This window comes from Klebsiella quasipneumoniae subsp. quasipneumoniae (genome assembly GCF_020525925.1).
Classification (GTDB): domain Bacteria; phylum Pseudomonadota; class Gammaproteobacteria; order Enterobacterales; family Enterobacteriaceae; genus Klebsiella; species Klebsiella quasipneumoniae.
In genome coordinates, this window is sequence record NZ_CP084876.1 from 4,418,199 (window position 1) to 4,439,921 (window position 21,723).

Annotated in this window: 20 protein-coding genes; 7 read left to right on the forward strand and 13 right to left on the reverse strand. The window is 58.2% G+C overall.

Going from position 1 to position 21,723, the window contains the following annotated elements:
• Positions 1 to 123 precede the first annotated feature (123 nt).
• The 4 genes from nadC (at position 124) to hofC (ending at position 4,221) form a co-directional block, all read left to right on the forward strand.
• A complete protein-coding gene (gene nadC / locus LGM20_RS21290; RefSeq protein WP_023291991.1) occupies positions 124 to 1,017 on the forward strand; it encodes a carboxylating nicotinate-nucleotide diphosphorylase in 894 nt (297 codons plus the stop codon).
• A 181-nt stretch (positions 1,018 to 1,198) separates the two neighbouring features.
• Positions 1,199 to 1,630 (forward strand): prepilin peptidase-dependent pilin, encoded by a 432-nt coding sequence (ppdD, locus tag LGM20_RS21295; protein WP_044521029.1) that lies wholly within the window; start codon positions 1,199 to 1,201, stop codon positions 1,628 to 1,630.
• Between the two features lie 10 nt (positions 1,631 to 1,640).
• Positions 1,641 to 3,026 carry a type II secretion system protein GspE gene (gspE, locus tag LGM20_RS21300; protein WP_044521028.1) on the forward strand — a complete coding sequence of 462 codons (1,386 nt, stop codon included), beginning with the start codon at positions 1,641 to 1,643 and terminating at the stop codon, positions 3,024 to 3,026.
• Positions 3,016 to 4,221 (forward strand): protein transport protein HofC, encoded by a 1,206-nt coding sequence (gene hofC / locus LGM20_RS21305; RefSeq protein ID WP_044521027.1) that lies wholly within the window; start codon positions 3,016 to 3,018, stop codon positions 4,219 to 4,221. Before gspE ends, hofC begins: the two co-directional genes overlap by 11 nt.
• Positions 4,222 to 4,257: 36 nt before the next feature.
• Here the strand turns inward: hofC and LGM20_RS21310 are convergent, their stop codons facing one another.
• The gene (locus LGM20_RS21310) at positions 4,258 to 5,301 is read right to left on the reverse strand and encodes a GMP reductase (protein WP_023291988.1); all 1,044 of its coding nucleotides are present in this window, start codon (positions 5,299 to 5,301) and stop codon (positions 4,258 to 4,260) included.
• 344 nt (positions 5,302 to 5,645) lie between these two features.
• Between LGM20_RS21310 and coaE the strand changes: the two genes are divergently transcribed.
• Genes coaE through yacG form a run of 3 tightly spaced genes read left to right on the forward strand, consistent with a single transcriptional unit; the run spans position 5,646 to position 7,213 of the window.
• Positions 5,646 to 6,266, forward strand: a complete 621-nt coding sequence (coaE, locus tag LGM20_RS21315; protein WP_032453842.1) for a dephospho-CoA kinase — start codon at positions 5,646 to 5,648, stop codon at positions 6,264 to 6,266.
• Entirely contained in the window at positions 6,266 to 7,009 is a 744-nt protein-coding gene (gene zapD / locus LGM20_RS21320; RefSeq protein ID WP_017901182.1) for a cell division protein ZapD, read from the forward strand. Before coaE ends, zapD begins: the two co-directional genes overlap by 1 nt.
• 9 nt (positions 7,010 to 7,018) lie before the next feature.
• Positions 7,019 to 7,213 (forward strand): DNA gyrase inhibitor YacG, encoded by a 195-nt coding sequence (yacG, locus tag LGM20_RS21325; protein WP_004204348.1) that lies wholly within the window; start codon positions 7,019 to 7,021, stop codon positions 7,211 to 7,213.
• A gap of 52 nt (positions 7,214 to 7,265) precedes the next feature.
• Here yacG and mutT read toward each other — a convergent pair whose 3' ends face one another.
• From mutT to murD, 12 genes are all read right to left on the reverse strand, one after another.
• Positions 7,266 to 7,658: an 8-oxo-dGTP diphosphatase MutT gene (gene mutT, locus LGM20_RS21330; protein WP_004204347.1), complete on the reverse strand. Its 393-nt coding sequence runs from the start codon at positions 7,656 to 7,658 to the stop codon at positions 7,266 to 7,268.
• 57 nt (positions 7,659 to 7,715) lie between these two features.
• Positions 7,716 to 10,421, reverse strand: coding sequence for a preprotein translocase subunit SecA (secA, locus tag LGM20_RS21335; protein WP_023291985.1), 2,706 nt, complete (start codon positions 10,419 to 10,421; stop codon positions 7,716 to 7,718).
• A gap of 62 nt (positions 10,422 to 10,483) precedes the next feature.
• Positions 10,484 to 10,981, reverse strand: a complete 498-nt coding sequence (gene secM / locus LGM20_RS21340; protein WP_197970852.1) for a secA translation cis-regulator SecM — start codon at positions 10,979 to 10,981, stop codon at positions 10,484 to 10,486.
• A 323-nt stretch (positions 10,982 to 11,304) separates the two neighbouring features.
• Positions 11,305 to 12,222, reverse strand: a complete 918-nt coding sequence (lpxC, locus tag LGM20_RS21345) for a UDP-3-O-acyl-N-acetylglucosamine deacetylase (protein WP_002888632.1) — start codon at positions 12,220 to 12,222, stop codon at positions 11,305 to 11,307.
• A gap of 100 nt (positions 12,223 to 12,322) precedes the next feature.
• Positions 12,323 to 13,474, reverse strand: a complete 1,152-nt coding sequence (ftsZ, locus tag LGM20_RS21350; protein WP_002888628.1) for a cell division protein FtsZ — start codon at positions 13,472 to 13,474, stop codon at positions 12,323 to 12,325.
• 62 nt (positions 13,475 to 13,536) lie between these two features.
• Positions 13,537 to 14,799, reverse strand: a complete 1,263-nt coding sequence (gene ftsA, locus LGM20_RS21355; protein WP_004204343.1) for a cell division protein FtsA — start codon at positions 14,797 to 14,799, stop codon at positions 13,537 to 13,539.
• On the reverse strand, positions 14,796 to 15,626 hold the full coding sequence (gene ftsQ / locus LGM20_RS21360; protein ID WP_004204342.1) for a cell division protein FtsQ: 831 nt from the start codon (positions 15,624 to 15,626) through the stop codon (positions 14,796 to 14,798). Before ftsQ ends, ftsA begins: the two co-directional genes overlap by 4 nt.
• Position 15,627: 1 nt before the next feature.
• Positions 15,628 to 16,548, reverse strand: coding sequence for a D-alanine--D-alanine ligase (locus tag LGM20_RS21365; protein ID WP_023291983.1), 921 nt, complete (start codon positions 16,546 to 16,548; stop codon positions 15,628 to 15,630).
• Positions 16,541 to 18,016: a UDP-N-acetylmuramate--L-alanine ligase gene (murC, locus tag LGM20_RS21370; protein ID WP_023291982.1), complete on the reverse strand. Its 1,476-nt coding sequence runs from the start codon at positions 18,014 to 18,016 to the stop codon at positions 16,541 to 16,543. The genes LGM20_RS21365 and murC overlap by 8 nt, the downstream gene beginning before the upstream one ends.
• Positions 18,017 to 18,063: 47 nt before the next feature.
• The gene (gene murG / locus LGM20_RS21375; RefSeq protein ID WP_032429099.1) at positions 18,064 to 19,134 is read right to left on the reverse strand and encodes an undecaprenyldiphospho-muramoylpentapeptide beta-N-acetylglucosaminyltransferase; all 1,071 of its coding nucleotides are present in this window, start codon (positions 19,132 to 19,134) and stop codon (positions 18,064 to 18,066) included.
• Positions 19,131 to 20,405 carry a cell division protein FtsW gene (ftsW, locus tag LGM20_RS21380; RefSeq protein WP_004204337.1) on the reverse strand — a complete coding sequence of 425 codons (1,275 nt, stop codon included), beginning with the start codon at positions 20,403 to 20,405 and terminating at the stop codon, positions 19,131 to 19,133. Before ftsW ends, murG begins: the two co-directional genes overlap by 4 nt.
• Positions 20,405 to 21,721 (reverse strand): UDP-N-acetylmuramoyl-L-alanine--D-glutamate ligase, encoded by a 1,317-nt coding sequence (gene murD, locus LGM20_RS21385; RefSeq protein WP_023291980.1) that lies wholly within the window; start codon positions 21,719 to 21,721, stop codon positions 20,405 to 20,407. Before murD ends, ftsW begins: the two co-directional genes overlap by 1 nt.
• Between the last annotated feature and the right edge of the window lie 2 nt (positions 21,722 to 21,723).

Below are 21,723 nucleotides of genomic sequence, written 5' to 3' on the forward strand. Positions count from 1 at the left end.
CTTTCGCGAACTCATGCTTCCGGGCCACACGCCGGCCCAAAGGATGAAGTGTGTATGGTACTGAAACGTCGTTCAGGTTAGCATGTTTCCCACTTCTGAATCTTATCTATCTGGAGCTTTATCATGTCGCCTCGTCGTTACAACCCCGACCGCCGCCGTGACGTGCTGCTGGAACGAATTAATCTCGATATTACCGATGCTGTCGCACACTCCCTGCGGGAAGATTTGGGCGGCGAAGTCGACGCCAGCAACGATATTAGCGCACAATTATTGCCGCAGGATGCACGCTCCCATGCGGTGGTCATTACCCGCGAAGATGGCGTCTTCTGTGGTAAACGCTGGGTGGAAGAGGTCTTCATTCAGCTCGCCGGTGACGACGTGACGATCACCTGGCACGTCGCCGATGGCGACGCGGTCAAAGCCGATCAACCCCTGTTCGAGCTGGAAGGCCCATCGCGCATTCTGCTCACTGGCGAACGTACGGCGCTGAACTTTGTGCAAACCCTCTCCGGCGTCGCCAGCGTCGTCCGCCGCTATGTCGACCTGCTGGCCGGCACCAAAACCCAACTTCTGGATACGCGTAAAACGCTGCCAGGGCTGCGTACCGCGCTGAAATACGCGGTTCTCTGCGGCGGCGGCGCCAACCACCGTCTGGGGCTGTTCGACGCTTTCCTGATTAAAGAAAACCACATCATCGCCTCCGGCTCGATCCGTCAGGCGGTGGAGAAGGCGTTCTGGCTGCATCCTGATGTGCCGGTGGAAGTGGAAGTGGAAACGCTGGATGAGCTGGAGCAGGCGTTAAAAGCCGGGGCCGATATCATTATGCTCGATAACTTCACCACCGACCTGATGCGCGAGGCGGTGAAAATCACCGCTGGCCAGGCGGCGCTGGAGGTCTCCGGCAACGTCACCTTTGACACTATCCGCGAATTTGCCGAGACCGGGGTCGACTATATCTCCGTCGGGGCCCTGACCAAACATGTGCAGGCGCTCGACCTGTCGATGCGTTTCCGCTGAGGATTTGGCCTTCACGCTTCCGGGCGTGAAGGCCTGAATTTGCGACCCGACTCGCAGTCGCTCTTGCTCGCCATGCAATACCGGTAAAAACCCTGGAACCCGGTTTCCCGGATCGTTTTCGTCTCCTCGCCTGCCCCCCAGAATCCCGTCACAGTGCTCCTGTCACAACAAGGAGCGACTTATGGATAAACAACAAGGTTTTACCCTGATTGAACTGATGGTGGTCATCGGCATCATCGCCATTCTCAGCGCCATCGGCATCCCGGCCTACCAGAACTACCTGCGTAAAGCCGCCCTCACCGACCTGCTGCAGACCTTTGTCCCCTACCGGACGGCAATCGAACTTTGCGCGCTCGATCATGGCGGCCTGACGACATGCGACGGCGGCAGCAATGGCATCCCCTCGCCAACAACCACGCGCTACCTCTCCGCCATGAGCGTGGCCAAAGGCGTCGTTACCCTCACCGGCCAGGAAAGTCTCAACGGACTGGGCGTCACCCTGACCCCGACCTGGGATAACGCCGAAGGCGTCACCGGTTGGCAGCGGGTCTGCACTATCACCGACAACAGCGCACTTCAGCAGGCCTGCGAAGACGTCTTCCGGGTGAAGTGAGGGCGACAACATGAAAACAGAACAGCTGATCCCTCTCTGTCGTCGCCATCACGCCCTGCTGCTACACAGCGATGAGCAGACGATATCCATTGCGGTGGTCGATACCCCACCGACGGAGCTAATGGAGGCGCTGCGTTTCGCGACGCAAAAACGGATCGATATTGAATGCTGGAGCCAGGAGCAGATGGATAAGCGCCTGCAAGTCCAGGAAAAGCAGGCGCTGCTGGCGCAAAATGCAGGGCCGGAAAACATCGCCGAGCGGGTCAACCAGATCCTCGAGCAGGCCCTGCGTCAGCGGGCGTCCGATATTCATATCGAGCCCACGGAAGCGCACTTAAGGATCCGCCTGCGTGTCGATGGCGTGCTACACGCGCTGCCGCTGCTGGCGCCCGAGCTGGCCGCGCCGGTTATCGCACGACTCAAGGTGATGGCCAATCTCGATATCGCCGAGCATCGTTTGCCGCAGGATGGTCAGTTCGCGCTGAACCTCGCCGGACGGCCGCTCTCCTTTCGCATCGCCACCCTGCCCTGCCGCTATGGCGAGAAAATTGTCCTGCGCCTTCTGCATCAGGTTGACCAGGCGCTGGATCTGGAGGCTCTCGGCCTCTCATCCTCTCAGCTGGCGGCCTTTCGCCAGGCGCTGAATCAGCCGCAGGGGCTGCTGCTGGTCACTGGCCCAACCGGAAGCGGGAAAACGGTGACCCTCTACAGCGCCCTGCAGGCCCGAAACCGGGAGCAAGTGAACATCTGTAGCGTCGAGGATCCTCTGGAGATCCCTATCGCCGGGATGAACCAGACGCAAATCAATCCGCGCGCCGGGCTGACCTTTCACAGCGTGCTGCGCGCCCTGTTACGCCAGGACCCGGATATTGTGATGGTGGGTGAAATCCGCGATGCCGAAACCGCTGAAATCGCGCTGAAAGCCGCTCAAACGGGCCATCTGGTGCTCTCTACCCTGCACACCAATTCCACCAGCGAAACCCTCACTCGCCTGCAGCAAATGGGCATCGCCCGCTGGATGATCTCTTCTGCGCTCTCGCTGGTTATCGCCCAGCGTCTGGTCCGCAAGCTGTGCCCCCACTGCCGGCGCAATGCCGGCAGCGCCGCCGACCTGCCGCACAGTCTGTGGCCCCGCCCGCTGCCGCGCTGGCAGGCAGCAGGCTGCGAACACTGTTATCACGGGTATCATGGCCGTCTGGCGCTGTTTGAGGTCTTGCCTGTCACCCCGGGGCTACGTCAGGGGATAGTCCAGGGACTTAACGCCCTTGAGATCGAATCTCTGGCGCGAGCCGCGGGCATGATGACGCTTTTTGAAAGCGGATGTCAGGCTATCGAACAGGGGTTGACGAGCCTCGAAGAGGTGGTGCGGGTGCTGGGGATCCCCCATGGCGACTAAGCGTCTCTGGCGCTGGCGAGGCGTCGATGCACAAGGCGCTCCTTGTCAGGGGATGCTATGGCAAGCCAGTCGTCCGGAGGTGCTGCATCACCTCCAGCAGCAGCGCATCATGCCGCTGGCTATACACCGCTGTTCGGTGAAGCAAAGCCTGTGGCACCCGCGCTACAGCAGCGAAACCATCCGCCAGTTGGCAACCCTGCTGCAGGCCGGGCTACCGCTGGCGGAAGGGTTATCGCTGTTGGCGCAGCAGCAACCGCATGCGCAGTGGCAGGCACTGCTTGAGGCGCTGGGCCGCGAACTGGCCCAGGGCGTAGCCTTCTCTGCCGCACTGGCGCAGTGGCCGCAGGCTTTTCCGCCACTGTATCTGGCGATGATTAGCACCGGCGAACTGACGGGCAAGCTCGATATTTGCTGCCAGCAGCTGGCCAACCAGCAGCAGGAGCAGCAGCGGCTTGCCGGCAAGGTCAAAAAGGCGCTGCGCTACCCGCTAATCGTGCTCACTCTGGCGCTGCTGGTGGTGCTTGGAATGCTCTATTTTGTCCTTCCCGAATTCACCGCCATCTACCAGACGTTCAATACGCCGCTGCCGTTGTTGACGCGAATGGTTATTGCGGCAGGCGACATGCTGAGCCGCGGCTGGCCGTTGCTGTTGGCCTTTCTGCTGAGCCCGCTGCTGCTCAACCAGCTGGTCCGGCAGCGCGCCGACTGGCTGCTGCGTCGCCAGCAGTTGCTTAACGCGCTCCCTCTCGTCGGCCCCCTGATCGGCGGCCAACAGCTGAGCCTGATATTCACCGTTCTGGCGTTAACCCAAAGCGCCGGTATCAGCTTTCTGCAGGGGCTGCAAAGCGTTGAAGAGACCCTGTCGTGCCCGCTGTGGCGCCAGCGCCTGGCGCAGGCCCGCGCGCTGATCGTTCAGGGGGATCCGATCTGGCAGGCGTTAAGCCGCTGCGGCGGATTTACACCGCTGTGTCTGCAGCTCATCCGTACGGGGGAAAGCGCGGGGGCGCTGGATCAGATGCTGGAAAACCTGGCGCATCATCATCGTGAGCAGACCCATCAGCGAGCCGACAGTCTGGCTGCGCATCTGGAACCCCTGATGCTGGTAATAACCGGCTCGCTGGTTGGGATCCTGGTGGTGGCGATGTATTTGCCCGTTTTTCACCTGGGCGATGCCATTGGCGGGGCGGGAGGATGAGAAACGCTGGCACCGCGCAGGCGCCAGCGCAGCCGGTTACAGGCTGTTGAATACCCGGTTCTCTTGTTCCTGAACGCGGATAAAGGTGGTGCGTTTGGTCAGCTCTTTCAGTCGCGAGGCGCCAACGTAGGTGCAGGCTGAACGCAGGCCGCCGAGAATGTCGCGCGCGGTATTGTCCACCGGGCCACGCAGCGGCAGCTTCACGGTTTTCCCTTCCGCCGCGCGGTATTTCGCGACACCGCCCACATGGCGGGTCATCGCCGACTCAGAGCTCATACCGTAAAACAGCATGAATTTTTCACCGTTCTCTTCAACCACAGTACCGCCGCTCTCTTCGTGGCCCGCCAGCATACCGCCGAGCATCACGAAATCAGCGCCGCCGCCGAAGGCTTTCGCCACATCGCCCGGCATGGTGCAACCGCCATCGCTGATGATCTGGCCGCCAAGGCCGTGTGCGGCATCAGCACACTCGATCACGGCGGAGAGCTGCGGGTAGCCGACCCCGGTTTTGACACGGGTGGTGCAAACGGACCCCGGGCCAATGCCAACTTTGACGATATCGGCGCCGGAGAGGATCAGCTCTTCGCACATTTCACCGGTGACCACGTTCCCGGCGATAATGGTTTTTTGCGGCCAGGCTTCGCGCGCCTTCGCCACAAACTGAACGAAGTGTTCAGAGTAGCCATTGGCGACGTCAATGCACACAAAATTCAACTGTGGGTTCTCAGAGAGGATCTGTTGCGTTTTATCGAAATCCGCGTCGGAAGTACCGGTGGAAACCATCACATGCTTGAGAACGTCTGCGGATACGCTCTGGACAAACGCCTGCCATTCTTCTGCGGTGTAGTGCTTGTGTACTGCGGTAAGAATGCCAAAAGTGGCCAGCGCTTTCGCCATGCTGAAGGTGCCGACGGTATCCATGTTTGCCGCAATAATCGGCACGCCGGACCAGGTCAGGCCTGAATGTTTAAAGGTGAATTCACGTTCCAGCTCAACATCAGAACGGCTTTTGAGGGTAGAGCGTTTCGGGCGGATAAGAACGTCTTTGAAACCAAGCTTCAGATCTTCTTCAATACGCATGTGCGAATTCCTGGGGTTAATGGCATTAATGTAAGAGCACAACTCCAGTGACGTTATCATACGCACGAATCAGACCCGCGCAAGACTGCGATTTTCACTTTTTTTACGCTACAATCGTATAAATTTACCTGGTGAATGGAGAAAAAAACGCTTATGTCTCCACCCGCCAGCGTATTATTTTTAACCATTTGATTTGCTTGATTAAAATAAACAGAATAGCGGACGGCGCTCCCGGTTGGCACGGGGCCATCACGACAAGATCGCTGTCGCCTCTCCGGCATACTGCCCGTCCTCGCTGTCTGAATACCAAAAAATACGAGCAATCCGTTTCAGGGTCAGAAGATATGGGGTACACAGTCGCGTTAACAGGCGGGATTGGCAGCGGTAAAAGTACGGTTGCCGACGCCTTCGCGCAGCTCGGGATTAACGTTATCGATGCCGATGTTATCGCCCGCCAGGTGGTCGAACCCGGCACCCCGGCGCTCCAGGCCATTGCCGGCCACTTCGGGCCACAGATGATCGCGCCCGACGGCACGCTAAACCGCCGTCTGCTGCGGGAAAAAATTTTTGCTCAGGTGGAGGAAAAAGCCTGGCTCAACGCGCTGTTGCATCCGCTAATTCAGCAGGAAACGCGCCGCCAGATGCAGGCCGCCACCTCCCCTTATCTCCTCTGGGTCGTACCTTTGCTGGTCGAAAACCGCCTGTCCAGCCAGGCCGATCGCGTCCTGGTCGTCGATGTGCCAAAAGAGACGCAAATCGAACGCACCATGCTGCGCGATAAGGTCAGCCGCGAACATGCTGAACATATTCTTGCCGCCCAGGCCACGCGCGAGCAGCGCCTGGCCGTCGCGGACGATGTTATTGAAAACACTGGCACGCCGGATGCAGTGGCATCGGATGTTGCCCGCCTGCACGAAAAGTACTTAACGCTGGCATCGCAGGCCGCCTCACAGGAAAACTCGTAATGCATACCCCCGTTCTGTTTGAACATCCTCTTAATGAGAAAATGCGCACCTGGCTGCGCATCGAATTTCTGATCCAGCAGATGGCTTTCCATCCGATGATTGCCAGCCATGCCGATGCGCTCCATTTTTTCCGTAACGCCGGCGATCTGCTGGATGTCCTGGAGCGCGGCGAGGTGCGTACCGATCTGGTCAAAGAGCTGGAGCGCCAGCAGCGTAAGCTCCAGTCCTGGGCAGAAGTGCCGGGAGTCGATCAGGAGCGCATTAACGCGCTGCGCCAGCAGCTCAAGCAGTCTTCCAGCACCCTGATGGCCGCGCCGCGCATTGGTCAGTTTCTGCGTGAAGATCGCCTGATTGCGCTAGTGCGTCAGCGTCTGAGTATCCCAGGCGGCTGCTGCAGCTTCGATTTACCGACCCTGCATATCTGGCTCCATATGCCGCAGGCGCATCGTGACGAGCAGGTGGCCAGCTGGCTTGCCAGCCTCGATCCTTTGGTCCAGTCCCTGAGCCTGATCCTCGATCTGATCCGTAACTCCGGGCAGTTTCGCAAACAGACCAGCCTCAATGGCTTTTATCAGGATAATGGCGAAGATGCCGATCTGCTGCGCCTGCGTCTCGATCTGGCCCACCAGCTTTATCCACAGATCTCCGGCCATAAGAGCCGTTTCGCCATCCGCTTCCTGCCGCTGGACAGTGAGTATGGGATCGTGCCGGAGCGCTTTGATTTTGAACTGGCCTGCTGTTAAGGAGATAACATGTCAGAAGAGACTATCGTCAATTGTCCGACCTGCGGCAAAAATGTGGTATGGGGCGAACAAAGCCCCTATCGTCCGTTCTGCAGCAAGCGCTGCCAGCTGATCGATTTGGGAGAATGGGCAGCAGAGGAGAAGCGCATCCCCAGCGCGGGCGATCTCTCCGATAGCGACGACTGGAGCGAACAGCAGCCCTGATTTGACGGCACGCTAACCCAACGCCTGTTGGGTTAGTCTCCCGACCCGGGGCTCAGCCCTGGGCGATAAGTTTGCGGATAACCGGTTCATTCGCCGGGGGAAACGCCGCCGGATCCAGCGCCTGCCGCGCCATCCACTGTCCCGGCTGCCCCTCTTTGCCCCAGGGCTCGCCTTCCCAGCTTTCCACGAGGAAAAACCACAGCGTAATGTGGCGATCGGGGAACTGATACTCCAGCTTATCAAATAGTGAAAACGTGGTGACCGTAATCCCCACCTCTTCCTGTAGCTCGCGGATCAACGCCTGCTCTGGCGTTTCAGCAGATTCAATCTTCCCGCCCGGGAACTCCAGTTTATTCGCCATATGGGCATCGGCGGCGCGCTGGGTAATAAAGATGTCGCCTTCTGGATTGCGAATTATCCCTACGGCGATTTGCAGTTTTTTCATTGAATCAGCTCCATAAAAAAGGCGCAGAACTCTGCGCCTTTGTTTTTTTATCAGCCCTTAGCTCAGACGGCCATGGCACTGTTTGTATTTTTTACCGGAACCGCACGGGCAGGGATCGTTACGCCCCACTTTACGTTCGCCGGTTTGCGCCGCCAGATCCTGTGCAGCGGCTTCATCATCGCTCTGATGGCTGAGCTGCTGCATCTGCGCCAGGCGCTCGGCCTCTTCACGACGCTGCTGCTCCATCGCCTCGACTTCTTCCGGCATCCGCACCTGCACTTTGCTCAGGGTGCTGATCACTTCATACTTCAGTGACTCCAGCATCGCGGCAAACATAGAGAACGATTCGCGCTTGTACTCCTGCTTCGGATCTTTCTGCGCATAGCCGCGCAGGTGGATACCCTGGCGCAGGTAGTCCATCGCCGCCAGATGTTCTTTCCACAGCGAATCCAGGGTCTGCAGCATCACGCCTTTCTCGAAGTGGCGCATCATTTCGGCGCCGACCACTTCTTCTTTACGCTGGTAGGTTTCTACCGCGCTCTGCAGTATACGTTCGCGCAGGGTCTCTTCATGCAGCTCCGGCTCTTTATCCAGCCACTCTTTGATTGGCAGGTCGAGGTCGAAGTCGTTTTTCAGACGCTCCTGCAGGCCTTCGATATCCCACATTTCCTCCAGCGACTGCGGCGGAATATGGGCATCGATAGTCGCCTTAAACACGTCTTCGCGGATGCTGTTGATGGTTTCGCTGACGTCAGACACGTCCAGCAGTTCGTTACGCTGGGTGTAAATTGCCCGGCGCTGGTCGTTGGCCACATCATCATATTCCAGCAGCTGCTTACGAATATCGAAGTTACGGCTCTCGACTTTACGCTGTGCGTTGGCGATAGCCTTGGTGACCCACGGGTGCTCAATGGCTTCGCCGGGTTTCATCCCCAGTTTACGCATCATGCCGGATACGCGATCGGAGGCGAAGATACGCATCAGGGCATCTTCCATCGACAGGTAGAAGCGGGAAGAACCGGCATCCCCCTGACGACCGGCACGGCCGCGCAGCTGGTTATCGATACGGCGTGATTCATGACGCTCGGTACCGATGATGTGCAGGCCGCCTGCGGCCAGTACCGCATCGTGGCGCACCTGCCAGTCGGCTTTGATTTGTTCAATCTGCTCAGGCGTTGGGTTTTCCAGCGCCGCGACTTCCGCCTGCCAGCTACCGCCGAGCATAATATCGGTACCACGGCCCGCCATGTTGGTAGCGATGGTCACCGCGGAAGGATAGCCTGCCTGGGCGACGATGTCCGCTTCGCTGGCGTGGAACTTGGCGTTCAGAACGTTGTGCTTAATGCCGGCTTTGGTTAGCTCACGGGAAACCACTTCCGATTTCTCGATCGAGATTGTCCCCACCAACACCGGCTGACCGGCTGCGGTACGGGTTTTAATATCTTCGATAATCGCCTGAATTTTTTCCGCTTCGGTCATATAGACCAGATCCGCCATGTCTTTACGGATCATCGGACGGTTGGTCGGGACGACCACGGTATCCAGCTTGTAGATGGAGCTGAATTCAAAGGCTTCAGTATCGGCGGTACCGGTCATCCCCGCCAGTTTCTCATACAGACGGAAATAGTTCTGGAAGGTGATAGAGGCCAGGGTCTGGTTCTCGTTCTGGATCTCCACGCCCTCTTTGGCCTCAACGGCCTGGTGCAGGCCATCTGACCAGCGGCGGCCCTGCATCGTACGGCCAGTGTGCTCATCAACGATGATAACTTCGCCATCTTTAACGATGTAGTCAACGTCGCGGGTGAACAGCGCATGGGCGCGCAGCGCGGCGGTGACGTGGTGCATCAGCATAATGTTGGTCGGGGAGTACAGGGACTCACCTTCATCCATAATGCCTTCCTGTACCAGCAGCTCTTCAATCAGCACCAGACCGCGTTCGGTCAGGTTAACCTGACGCGCTTTTTCATCCACCGAGAAGTGGCCTTCGCCGGTGAAGGTGTCCGAATCCTCTTTTTCCTGACGGATCAGGTGTGGAATGATCTTGTTGACCTTGCGGTACATTTCAGAGCTGTCTTCTGCCGGGCCGGAAATGATCAGCGGGGTACGCGCCTCATCGATCAGGATGGAGTCCACCTCATCCACCAGCGCATAGTGCAGTTTACGCTGAACGCGCTCTTCCGGGCTGAAGGCCATGTTGTCGCGCAGGTAATCGAAGCCGTATTCGTTGTTGGTGCCATAGGTAATATCGGCAGCGTAGGCTTCACGCTTCGCCGGCGCCGGCAGGCCGGACATGTTGATGCCAACGGTCATGCCGAGGAATTCGAACAGCGGGCGGTTATTTTCGGCGTCACGCTGGGCCAGATAATCGTTGACGGTCACCACGTGAACGCCTTTGCCGGTCAGCGCGTTGAGGTAGGCCGGCAGGGTCGCGGTCAGGGTTTTACCTTCACCGGTACGCATCTCGGCGATGCAGCGATCGTTAAGCACCATACCGCCCAGCAGCTGGACGTCGAAGTGACGCATGCCGAACACGCGCTTACTGGCTTCGCGAACGACGGCGAAAGCTTCAGGGATCAGGTTTTCCAGCACTTCGCCTTTTTCCAGGCGCGCGCGGAATTCAGCGGTTTTCGCTTTCAGCTCGTCATCAGAGAGTTTTTCCATCGCCGGTTCCATACCGTTGATGATATTGACGACTTTGCGCATACGACGCAGCGTACGGTCGTTACGGCTGCCGAAAACCTTGGTTAACATTTTAATAAGCATAATAAAATCTCAAACGCCCCGCGGTGCGGAGTCACAAAAAATAGGATAGTCCGTGGTTATTTTCAGCTGAGACGTTGAGGCCCTGCGCGGATCCCCGCTACCTGGCTTATCCAGGCGCCGACGCGGAAGGCAGAATATGAGGAAGGGATATACGCCGCCTGGCGGAACACCACCGGCGGCGTGCTGTCCTGCGTCAGCAGCGCGCTGAGCGTGTCGAGCAGCGCCAGATGCTGCGCCTGCAGCGGGGACGCCTCTTCCGCCACCGGCAAGGCCTGCGGCGCCATGGCGAAAGAGAGATGACGAATAACGGTGCGAATGGCGTGCTGATGCCAGTAGTCGACGGTAAAGTTTGGCCGGCGATTCGTCTCCAGCAGCGCCAGCTGGGAGAAATTAACTTTGCTCGGATTATGGTTGCTGGCGGTCGCCTTCGCTGGCGTCGCGGTCTCATGGCCGTTGCTTAGCGCAGGCAGGCCGAGGCTGGCCGCGACCATCCCCAACAGGAGATGCGGCCAAAAATACCGTCTGCCAAACTGTCGCCAGCGCGTCAGCAATCCACTCACGTTCATTACCTTTCTTTGGTATACCCGTTGTCGTTCAGGCTGTCTCTTTATTAACGTTTTTCGCAGGACAACCTGATGTCCACGGGGTAAAGCAACCCGGAGAAATAATTTTGCGCTCAAATACTAACATTAATAGCGCGCTGAGGCAGCATGAATGAAGGCTGTTGCCCGGGGAAAACGCTTAATAAAGCAGCGAACGCGCGCTAATTATTACCCAGAAATCGCAGCGAAAAATAACGGGAAGAGGCTATAAAAGAAAAACGACTGGTTCCCTGGTCGGAGAGAGTACCAGGTTACCAGTCGAATTTACTGAATGGTCAGGCTTACGCCAAAACCATCGACGGTGCGCGGAACGCCATTGGCAGTTTTGCGTCGTCTTCGAAGGTCACATACTCCCAGGCTTCCTGTTTTGCCAGAACAGCCTGCAGCAGTTTGTTATTCAACGCGTGACCCGATTTGTACGCCGTGAATGCGCCGATAATGTTGTGACCACACATAAACAGGTCACCGATCGCATCCAGCATTTTGTGGCGAACAAATTCGTCTTCAAAGCGCAGACCGTCTTCGTTCAGTACGCGATAATCGTCAACAACGATGGCACAATCGAAGCTGCCGCCCAGGCACAGGCCGCGGGACTGCAGATATTCGATATCGCGCATGAAACCGAAGGTACGCGCACGACTAATCTGACGCATGAACGCATCGGCCGAGAAGTTCAGCGTATAGCGCTGGGTGCTGGCATCAATCGCCGGATGGTTAAAATCGATGGTGAAGTCCAGCGAAAAACCATTGTACGGTTTGAATTCAGCCCATTTGTCGCCATCTTCGACGCGAACCGTCTCTTTGATACGTACAAATTTCTTGGCGCAGTTCAGTTCATCGATGCCGGCGTCCAGCAACAAATAAACGAACGGAGCCGCACTGCCGTCCATAATCGGGATTTCCGGTGCATCGACTTCAACAATAATGTTGTCGATACCCAGGCCAGCCAATGCGGCGTTCAGGTGTTCAACCGTAGAAATCCGCACGTCATGCTCATTAACCAGGCAAGTACAGAGCATGGTATCACGCACAGATTTGGCATCAGCCGGAAAATCTACCGGTGGATTCAAGTCGGTGCGACGATAGATGACCCCGGTATTTGCCGGCGCAGGGCGTAACGTCAGTGTGACTTTCTTGCCGGTATGCAAACCGACACCAGTCGCCTGAACGATACGTTTAAGAGTCCTTTGTTTGATCATCGTATAATCTCGCCAATTTACCTATCCAACCGAAGTGTACACCACTATCGGGAGGCCAGTTTAGCACAAAGAGCGCAGATGCCCAACTTCCAGTCGATTCTTAATCGGCTTGCTTACGCAGGAAGGCTGGGATATCCAGATAATCCGGCTCTTTCGCGGTTTGCGGCGTATTGTCGTTCACCACTTTTGCCGCCGGCTTCTGCTCTTGCGTCAGCGGGGACATACCGTGCTGCTGGTAGCGATCCATCACCGGCTGCTGAACCTGTTTGTTGGTCACCAGGGTAATTTCCGGACGCTTATCCATGCCGATACCGGTCGCCACTACGGTGACGCGCAGTTCGTCGTTCATATCCGGGTCAAGAGAGGTACCGATAACCACGGTGGCGTTATCCGAAGCAAATGCGCGGATGGTGTTACCCACGGTTTCGAACTCATCCAGACGCAGGTCGAAGCCCGCGGTGATGTTAACCAGCACGCCGCGCGCGCCGGACAGGTCGATATCTTCCAGCAGCGGAGAAGAGATAGCCATTTCAGCCGCTTCTTCCGCACGGTCTTCACCGCTCGCCACGCCGGAGCCCATCATCGCGTAGCCCATTTCTGACATCACGGTACGGACGTCCGCGAAGTCGACGTTCATCAGGCCCGGACGGGTGATCAGTTCGGCGATACCCTGCACCGCGCCTTTGAGGACGTCGTTTGCCGCGCCGAACGCGTCAAGCAGAGAAATGCCGCGGCCAAGTACTTTCAGCAGCTTGTCGTTCGGGATGGTGATCAGTGAGTCAACGTGCTTGGACAGCTCGGTGATCCCCTGCTCAGCAAACGCCATGCGCTTCTTGCCTTCAAAATTAAACGGCTTAGTGACCACCGCCACGGTGAGGATCCCCAGATCCTTAGCCACTTCGGCAACAACAGGCGCCGCGCCGGTACCGGTACCGCCGCCCATGCCTGCCGCGATGAACACCATGTCTGCGCCATCAAGGGCCGCGCGCAGCGCTTCACGGTCTTCGTCCGCCGCATTACGGCCGACTTCCGGGTTCGCGCCAGCGCCCAGACCTTTGGTAATACCGCTACCGATCTGGATAGTCTGGCCAACAGCCGTTTTGCGCAGCGCCTGCGCATCGGTGTTCACCGCGAAGAATTCAACACCCTCAATGCGCTCGCGCACCATGTGTTCAACGGCATTACCGCCGCCGCCACCGACGCCGATGACTTTAATCACCGCGTCGTTGGTCAGTTCCATAGGTTCAAACATAGTTTCTCTCCGTTTTGTGCCTGTCGCCTGAGAACGCTAATTGTCTGCGTTCTCTTAAAAAATTAAAACTCTTTTCGCAGCCAGCTGTTGAGTCGCTTAATCCACGAGCCCACCGACGCCGTCACGCGTTTTTCGACTTCCGCTTCACCACTCAGATGTGACTCTTTTCCGTAGTGCAGCAGCCCCACCGCCGTCGAATAATACGGCTCCTGGGCATAGTCCGTTAAACCGGTGATGTTCAGCGGCGCGCCAATGCGCACCTGAGTATGGAACACGCGCTGCGCACAGGCCGCCAGACCTTCAATTTGCGCCGCGCCGCCGGTTAACACAATCCCCGCCGCCAGATGGTGTTTAACCCCCTGCTGGCGGAGCTGTTCCTGCAGCTGCAGGATCTCTTCATTGACCAGATTAAGCAGTTCGGTATAGCGCGGTTCAATCACCTCAGCCAGCGTCTGACGCTGCAGGCTACGCGGCGGCCGTCCGCCTACGCTCGGTACTTCGACGTTTTCGTCTTTACCGACGATGGAACCCAACGCGCAACCGTGACGAACCTTAATGGCTTCGGCGTCGCTCGGCGGCGTACCGAAGGCATAGGCGATATCGCTGGTCACCACGTTGCCCGCGTACGGGATCACTTTGGTGTGACGCAGCGCGCCGCCGGTATAGACGGCGATATCCATTGTACCACCGCCAATATCCACCACGCAGACGCCCAGCTCACGTTCGTCTTCTGTTAATACGGAATAACTGGCCGCTAAACCGGCGAAAATAAGTTGGTCAACTTTCAGACCACAACGTTCCACCGCTTTAACAATGTTTTTCGCCATATCGTTATGGCAGGTAATCAGATGTACCTTCGCCTGCATACGCACGCCGGACAGCCCTACCGGGTTTTTTATCCCTTCCTGGTAGTCAATGGCATATTCCTGCGGAATCACGTGCAGGACGCGGTGCTCATCGCGTACGCGAACCGACTTCGCGGTATGGACCACGTTCTCGACGTCGTCCAGCGTCACTTCTTCTTCCGAAATCGGTACCATCCCGATTTCATTCTGACAGCTTATATGTTTACCCGAAAGAGCCAAATAAACTGATGAAATCTGGCAATCCGCCATCAGTTCGGCCTGGTCGATGGCGCGCTGTACGCATTTCACCACCGACTCGAGGTCGTTCACACCGCCTTTATCCATACCACGCGATGGGCAACTGCCCACGCCGATGATATTAATCATGCCGTCGGGCAGAACTTCCCCTACTAAAGCGGCCACCTTGGCGGTGCCAATCTCCAGTCCAACTACCAGTTTTCTGTCCGTCGCCTTGATCATTGTTGTTCTGCCTGTGCCTGATTCTGTTGTTGATTAGTTTCCTCTGCGGGAGCAGGTACCCAGCCCACTGCCGCACCCGAGTCATAACGCAAATCAACGTAGCTAATCCGTTTGCCGTCGGTCTGCGCCTGCTGCTGAAGAACCGGGTAGAGTTCCATAAAGCGCTGAAGCCGTTTCATGGTGTCGCCACGGCCAAGGTTGAGCTTAATGTCATTATTAAGCGTCAACTGCCAGGAACGACGGGCGGTCATTGCCGCCACTTTCAACGTGAATTTATCCTTTGCCAGCACCTGCCCCATGTCACGGTACCCTTGCAGCACTTCGTTCTCGCTGCCTTCCGGGCCATATAACATCGGTAAATTCTGTTTGCTGGTGCGATCCGCCGGCACGCTGAAGGCATTTCCTTCTGCATCCACCATATGTTGATCATTCCAGCGTGCAATCGGCACATATTCAACCAGATGAATCTTCAATTCATCAGGCCACTGCTTTCGGACGCTCGCCTGCTTAATCCATGGCAGACGTTCAATCTGACTCTGAATGATGTTCACATCCTGAGTCATAAAGGTGCCCGGCGAACCCAGCGCCAGGATCGCCTGGCGGATGTCATCATTGCGCGTATAGTGACGCTCGCCGGTCACCACCATCTTCGACAGCGGTAAACGCTGCGCGTCTTCCATCCAGCCAAGAACCATCCACCCGCTGACCAGCACGGTAAACAGCACCGCCAGCAGGAAAACGATCCCTGCCAGCCGCGTTCCATTACTCCGACGCGAAGAAGAAACGTCCTCTTCATGGTTCCGCGTATTCAGCGCAGCCTGCGACATATCACCCCGCCAGGTCCAGAATTCGTACAACAAGCTGGGAGAAGCTCATTCCTGCCTGACGCGCCGCCATCGGTACAAGGCTATGGCTGGTCATGCCCGGGGAAGTATTCGCTTCCAGCAGATAAAACTGGCCATCGCTGTCCAGCATCACGTCAATACGGCCCCAGCCTTTGCAACCCAGAACATTCCAGGCTTTAAGCACCAGGCTCTGAATGACTGACTCACGCGCTGGATCTTCCAATCCTGGGCAGAAATATTGCGTCTCATCAGAGAGATACTTCGCCTCATAATCATAGAAGGTTCCAGCCGCCTGGATACGTATTGACGGTAAAATTTCTTCACCGACGATGGCGACGGTAAATTCCGGCCCACTGAGCCATTTTTCGACCAAAACTTCATCATCATGCTGAAAAGCCAGCGCGAGTGCACTCGCTAAATCACAGCTTTCGCTGACTTTCGACATCCCAACGCTGGAGCCTTCGCGGCTGGGCTTGATGATGAGCGGCAGACCCAGCGCCGCAATCTGCTGTTCGACATCAGCAGATAATCCGGCGCTAAACTGGGCGCGGGTCAGCGCCACCCACGGCGCGACCGGTAATCCGGCCCCCTGCCACAGCCATTTGCTGCGCAGTTTATCCATTGAAATCGCCGAAGCCATCACGCCGCTGCCGGTATAAGGCAGCTGGATCAGATCCAACAGCCCCTGCAGCGTGCCATCTTCCCCGCCGCGGCCGTGGAGTGCAATAAACGCTTTCTTAAAGCCCAGCTTTTTCAACTGGGTAATATCGACATCGCGCGGGTCAACCGGATGGGCATCCACCCCGGCTTCACGCAGCCCGGCCAGCACCGCGGCGCCTGAATTCAGCGACACTTCACGTTCAGCGGAGGTTCCACCGAAAAGCACCGCGATTTTATCAGCCATGGCGCTCCTCCTCCGTTTTTTGCGGGATCAGTTTGATTTCAGCCAGGTGACGGGCGATTTTTCCAATGTTTCCGGCACCTTGCACCAGCACTAAATCGTTGCCGGTCAGCACCGACGCCAGCATCGCCGCGGCCTGCGCCGGGTCGGATACCAGAATCGGGTCGACTTTACCGCGACCACGGATCGTACGGCACAGCGAGCGGCTGTCGGCGCCCGGGATCGGCGCTTCGCCTGCCGGGTAGACATCGAGCATCAGCAGCGCATCGACCTGGGTCAGCACGTTGGCGAAATCATCGTACAGATCGCGAGTACGGGTATAACGGTGCGGCTGGAATACCATCACCAGATTTTTATCCGGCCAGCCGGCACGCGCCGCTTTGATAGTGGCGTCGACTTCCGTCGGGTGGTGACCGTAGTCATCGATCAGCATCGCGCTGCCCGCTTTGCCGTTGACTTCCGTCAGCGGATATTCGCCAAGGAAGTCGAAGCGACGGCCGGTACCCTGGAAGCTTTCCAGCGCGCGCAGGATCGCCTGATCGTCAATCCCCTCTTCCGTCGCCACAGCGACCGCCGCCGCCGCGTTCAGCGCGTTATGGCGTCCCGGGGCATTGAGCGTCACCTGCAGCAGTTCTTTATCCTGACGCACCAGGCGGAAATGCCCCTGCGCCCCAACCTGACGGTAGTCTTCTACGCGAACGTCGGCGTCGTCGCTGAAACCGTAGGTGGTGATCTGCCGGCCAACGCGCGGCAGCAGTTCACGAATAACCGGATCGTCCACGCACATTACGGCGCGTCCGTAGAACGGCAGGTTGTGCAGGAAATTAATAAAGGTCTGCTTCAGATTTTCGAAGTCGCCATGGTAGGTATCCATATGGTCGGCTTCGATGTTGGTCACAATCGCGACCATCGGCTGCAGATGCAGGAACGACGCATCGCTCTCATCCGCTTCCGCAATCAGGTAACGGCTATGGCCGAGACGCGCATGAACGCCCGCCGCTTTCACCAGCCCGCCGTTGACGAAGGTCGGGTCCAGCCCGGCTTCGGCGTAAATACTGGACACCATCGCGGTGGTGGTGGTTTTGCCGTGAGTTCCGGCAATCGCGATCCCGTGACGGAAGCGCATCAGCTCCGCCAGCATTTCCGCACGGCGGATCACCGGGATACGCGCTTCGTGCGCGGCGACGATTTCCGGGTTATCGGCGGAAATCGCGCTGGAAACTACGACCACGCTGGCATCGCGCACGTTTTCCGGGCGATGGTTGAAATAAATGGTGGCGCCAAGCTGCGACAGCTGCTGGGTCACCGGATTCGGCGCGAGATCGGAGCCGCTGATCTGGTAACCTTCATTAGCCAACACTTCGGCAATACCGCCCATACCGGCACCGCCGATGCCGACAAAGTGAATGTGCCGGACGCGACGCATCTCGGGCACTATGGAACGCAGTTTTGCCAAATCTTGTGTATTCATTCTTTACGCCATCAACATCTGTATTCGGGCGGTGAAAATCACCGCAATTAGCGCGCCAAAGCTACGGCGCTGACCTCTTCTGCTACCCGCTCGGTAGCGTCCGGAATCGAAGCGCCACGCGCTCGTTCCGCCATATCCAGCAAGGTTTCCCGATCCCAGCTCGCCAGAGTAGAGGCTACCGCCTCTACCGTGAACGCCGGCTGTTCGAGAATTTTCGCCGCGCCGGCTTTCTCCAGCGGCAGCGCATTCCAGTACTGCTGACGATCTTTGTGCTGGAACGGTACAAACAGCGCCGGTAAGCCCGCGGCCGCGATTTCGCTAACCGTCAGCGCGCCGGAACGGCAAACCACAACATCTGCCCAGGCATACGCCGCGGCCATATCATCAATAAATTCCGTCACTTTATGCTGCGGCTGCCCCGCGGCGGCATAGGCCTGCTGCACGGTTTGCTGGCCGCCTTTACCGCTCTGATGCCAGATGGTCACCGTATCGCCGAGCTTCGCCGCCACCTGCGGCATGGTCTGGTTCAGGACGCGCGCGCCCTGAGAGCCACCGACCACCAGCACGCGAATCGGCCCCTGACGGCCCACCAGACGCTGCCCCGGCAGCGGCAGCGCCAGCACATCGGTGCGCACCGGATTGCCGACCACGTCCGCATGCGGAAAGGCGCCGGGAAACGCCTGCATCACTTTCTTCGCAATCTTCGCCAGCCACTTGTTGGTCAGGCCGGCAATGCCGTTTTGCTCGTGGAGGACCACTGGGATCCCCAGCGACCACGCCGCCAGACCGCCAGGCCCGGACACATAGCCGCCCATGCCCAGCACCACGTCCGGCTGGAAACGCTTCATGATCGCCCGCGCCTGACGCCAGGCGTTGAAGATCCGCACCGGCGCCAGCAGCTGTGCTTTAATCCCTTTGCCACGCAGGCCGGAGATACGGATAAAATCAATCTCGATGCCGTTTTTCGGCACTAAATCCGCTTCCATACGATCGGCGGTACCCAGCCAGCGAACCTGCCAGCCCTGGTCCATTAGATGGTGCGCGACCGCCAGTCCCGGGAACACATGCCCGCCGGTACCGCCCGCCATCACCATCAACCGCTTTTCCTGACCGCTCATCGAACACCCCGTGTAAACGCCTGGGCTTTTTCCAGACGCGTTTCATAATCAATTCGCAACAACAACATGATGGCCGTCGACATAATCAGCAGACTGGAACCACCATAACTGATCAGCGGCAGCGTCAGACCTTTCGTCGGCAGCATCCCCGCCGCCGCCCCGACGTTAACTAACGCCTGGAAGCTAAACCAGATACCAATCGCACAGGCGAGGAAGCCGGAGAAGCGATGATCGATCTCCAGCGCTTTTCGGCCAATCGACATGGCGCGGAAAGCGACGAAGAATACCATTAAAAGCGCCAGTACCACACCGATATAACCGAGTTCTTCGCCGATGATGGCGAAGATAAAGTCAGTGTGCGCTTCCGGCAAATACTCCAGTTTTTGCACCGAGTTACCGAGTCCCTGCCCCCACATCTCGCCGCGGCCAAAGGCCATCAGCGACTGGGTCAGCTGGTAGCCGCTGCCGAACGGGTCTTCCCACGGGTTCCAGAAGGAGGTCACGCGGCGAATACGGTACGGTTCGGCGAGGATCAACAGGACCACCGCCGAGATGCCCATGCCGATAATGGCGATGAACTGCCACAGCTTGGCGCCGGCGAGGAACAGCATCGCCAGCGTGGTGACGAACAGCACCACCACCGTACCGAGGTCAGGCTGCGCCAGCAGCAGGATCGCCAGCACGAAAATCACGCCCATCGGTTTTAAGAAGCCGCGCAGGTTGTTGCGCACTTCGTCAGCTTTACGCACCAGATAGTTGGCGATGTAGCAGAACAGCGACAGCTTGGTGAACTCCGCCGGCTGAATGCGCAGCGGACCGAGGGCGATCCAGCGCGATGCACCGTTTACCGAGCTACCCACCACCAGCACGATCAGCAGCATGACGATCGAGGCGATCAGCATCGCGGTACTGTGGCGCTGCCAGAAATCCATCGGCAGTCGCAGCGTCACCAGCGCGAGGACAAAGGCCAGCACAATGTACAGGCCGTCACGCTTGGCGAAGAGGAAAGGATCGTTCGCCAGACGCTGCCCCACCGGCATTGACGCCGAGGTCACCATAATAAAGCCGATCGCCGCCAGGCCGAAGGTCAGCCACAGCAGCATCCGGTCATACATCACCAGACTGTCGTTATCTTTTGGGCGCGAGCCCATCACCCAGCCTTTCAGCGCGGCGAACAGCCAGGCGAAGATAAACATCCCCGGCAGTCGCGGCAGTCTCAACCGAGGCAAGCTCAGTTGCGGCATTCTCAGGCGTGGGAGAGAGAAACGCATCAACCTAACTCCTTCGCCAGGCGGGCAAACATCTCGCCCCGTTGTTCAAAGTTCTTAAACTGATCCAGGCTGGCGCAGGCCGGCGACAGGAGAACCATGTCACCCGCTTTCACCAGGGGCGCAATCTGACGCATCGCCTGTTCCATGGTTTCAGTTTGTACCGCCACCTCAGGACGCAGCTCGGCGAGCTCGGCGCCGTCGCGACCAAAGCAGTACAGGCGGATACGATCGCCGCCAAGGTAGCGCTTCAGCGGGGTGAAATCAGCGGACTTGCCGTCGCCGCCCAGCAGCAGATACAGCGTGCCATCAAGCTGCAGGCCGTTCAGCGCCGCCTCGGTACTGCCGACGTTGGTTGCCTTCGAGTCGTTAATCCAGCGCACGCCGTTGTGATCCAGCACCAGCTGGAAGCGATGCGCCAGGCCGGTAAAGGTGGTCAGCGCCTTCAGGCTGCTGGCACGCGGCAGGCCCGCGGCATCGGCCAGCGCCAGCGCCGCCAGGGCGTTGCTGTAGTTATGCTGACCCGTGATAGACATCTCTTTTACATTGAGGACTTTCTCACCTTTAACGCGCAGCCAGGTCTCGCCCTGCTGACGGTTAAGGTGGTAGTCACCGACATCGACGCCAAAGCTGATGCAGCGATCGTCCGCGCCGCGTACCGGCATGGTGAGCGCATCGTCCGCGTTGACCACGCAGGTCTTCGCATTCTCGTAAATCCGCAGCTTCGCCGCGCGATACTGCTGCAGCCCCAGCGGGTAGCGGTCCATATGGTCCTCAGTCACGTTGAGGATGGTTGCCGCCACCGCCTGCAGGCTGGAGGTGGTTTCCAGCTGGAAGCTGGAGAGCTCCAGGACATACAGCTCACGATCGGTATCCAGCAGCATCAGCGCCGGCAGGCCGATATTGCCGCCCACGCCGACGTTAACCCCGGCCGCTTTCGCCATCTCGCCCACCAGGGTGGTGACGGTGCTTTTGCCGTTCGAGCCGGTAATGGCGATGATCGGCGCCTGCGCTTCGCGGCAGAACAGTTCGATATCGCCAACGATCTCTACGCCAGCGTCCGCCGCCGCGCTCAACGAAGGATGAGCCAGCGCGATGCCGGGACTGGCGACAATCAGATCCGCCGCCAGCAGCCAGGTATCATTGAGGCCGCCAACATGGCATTCGACCGATTCAGGCAATTTATCCAGCCCGGGAGGCGCGACGCGGGTGTCCATCACGCGCGGGGTTACGCCGCGCGCCATGAAAAAGTCCACGCATGACAGGCCGGTCATGCCCAGCCCAATAATGACGACTTTTTTACCCTGATAATCTGCCATGA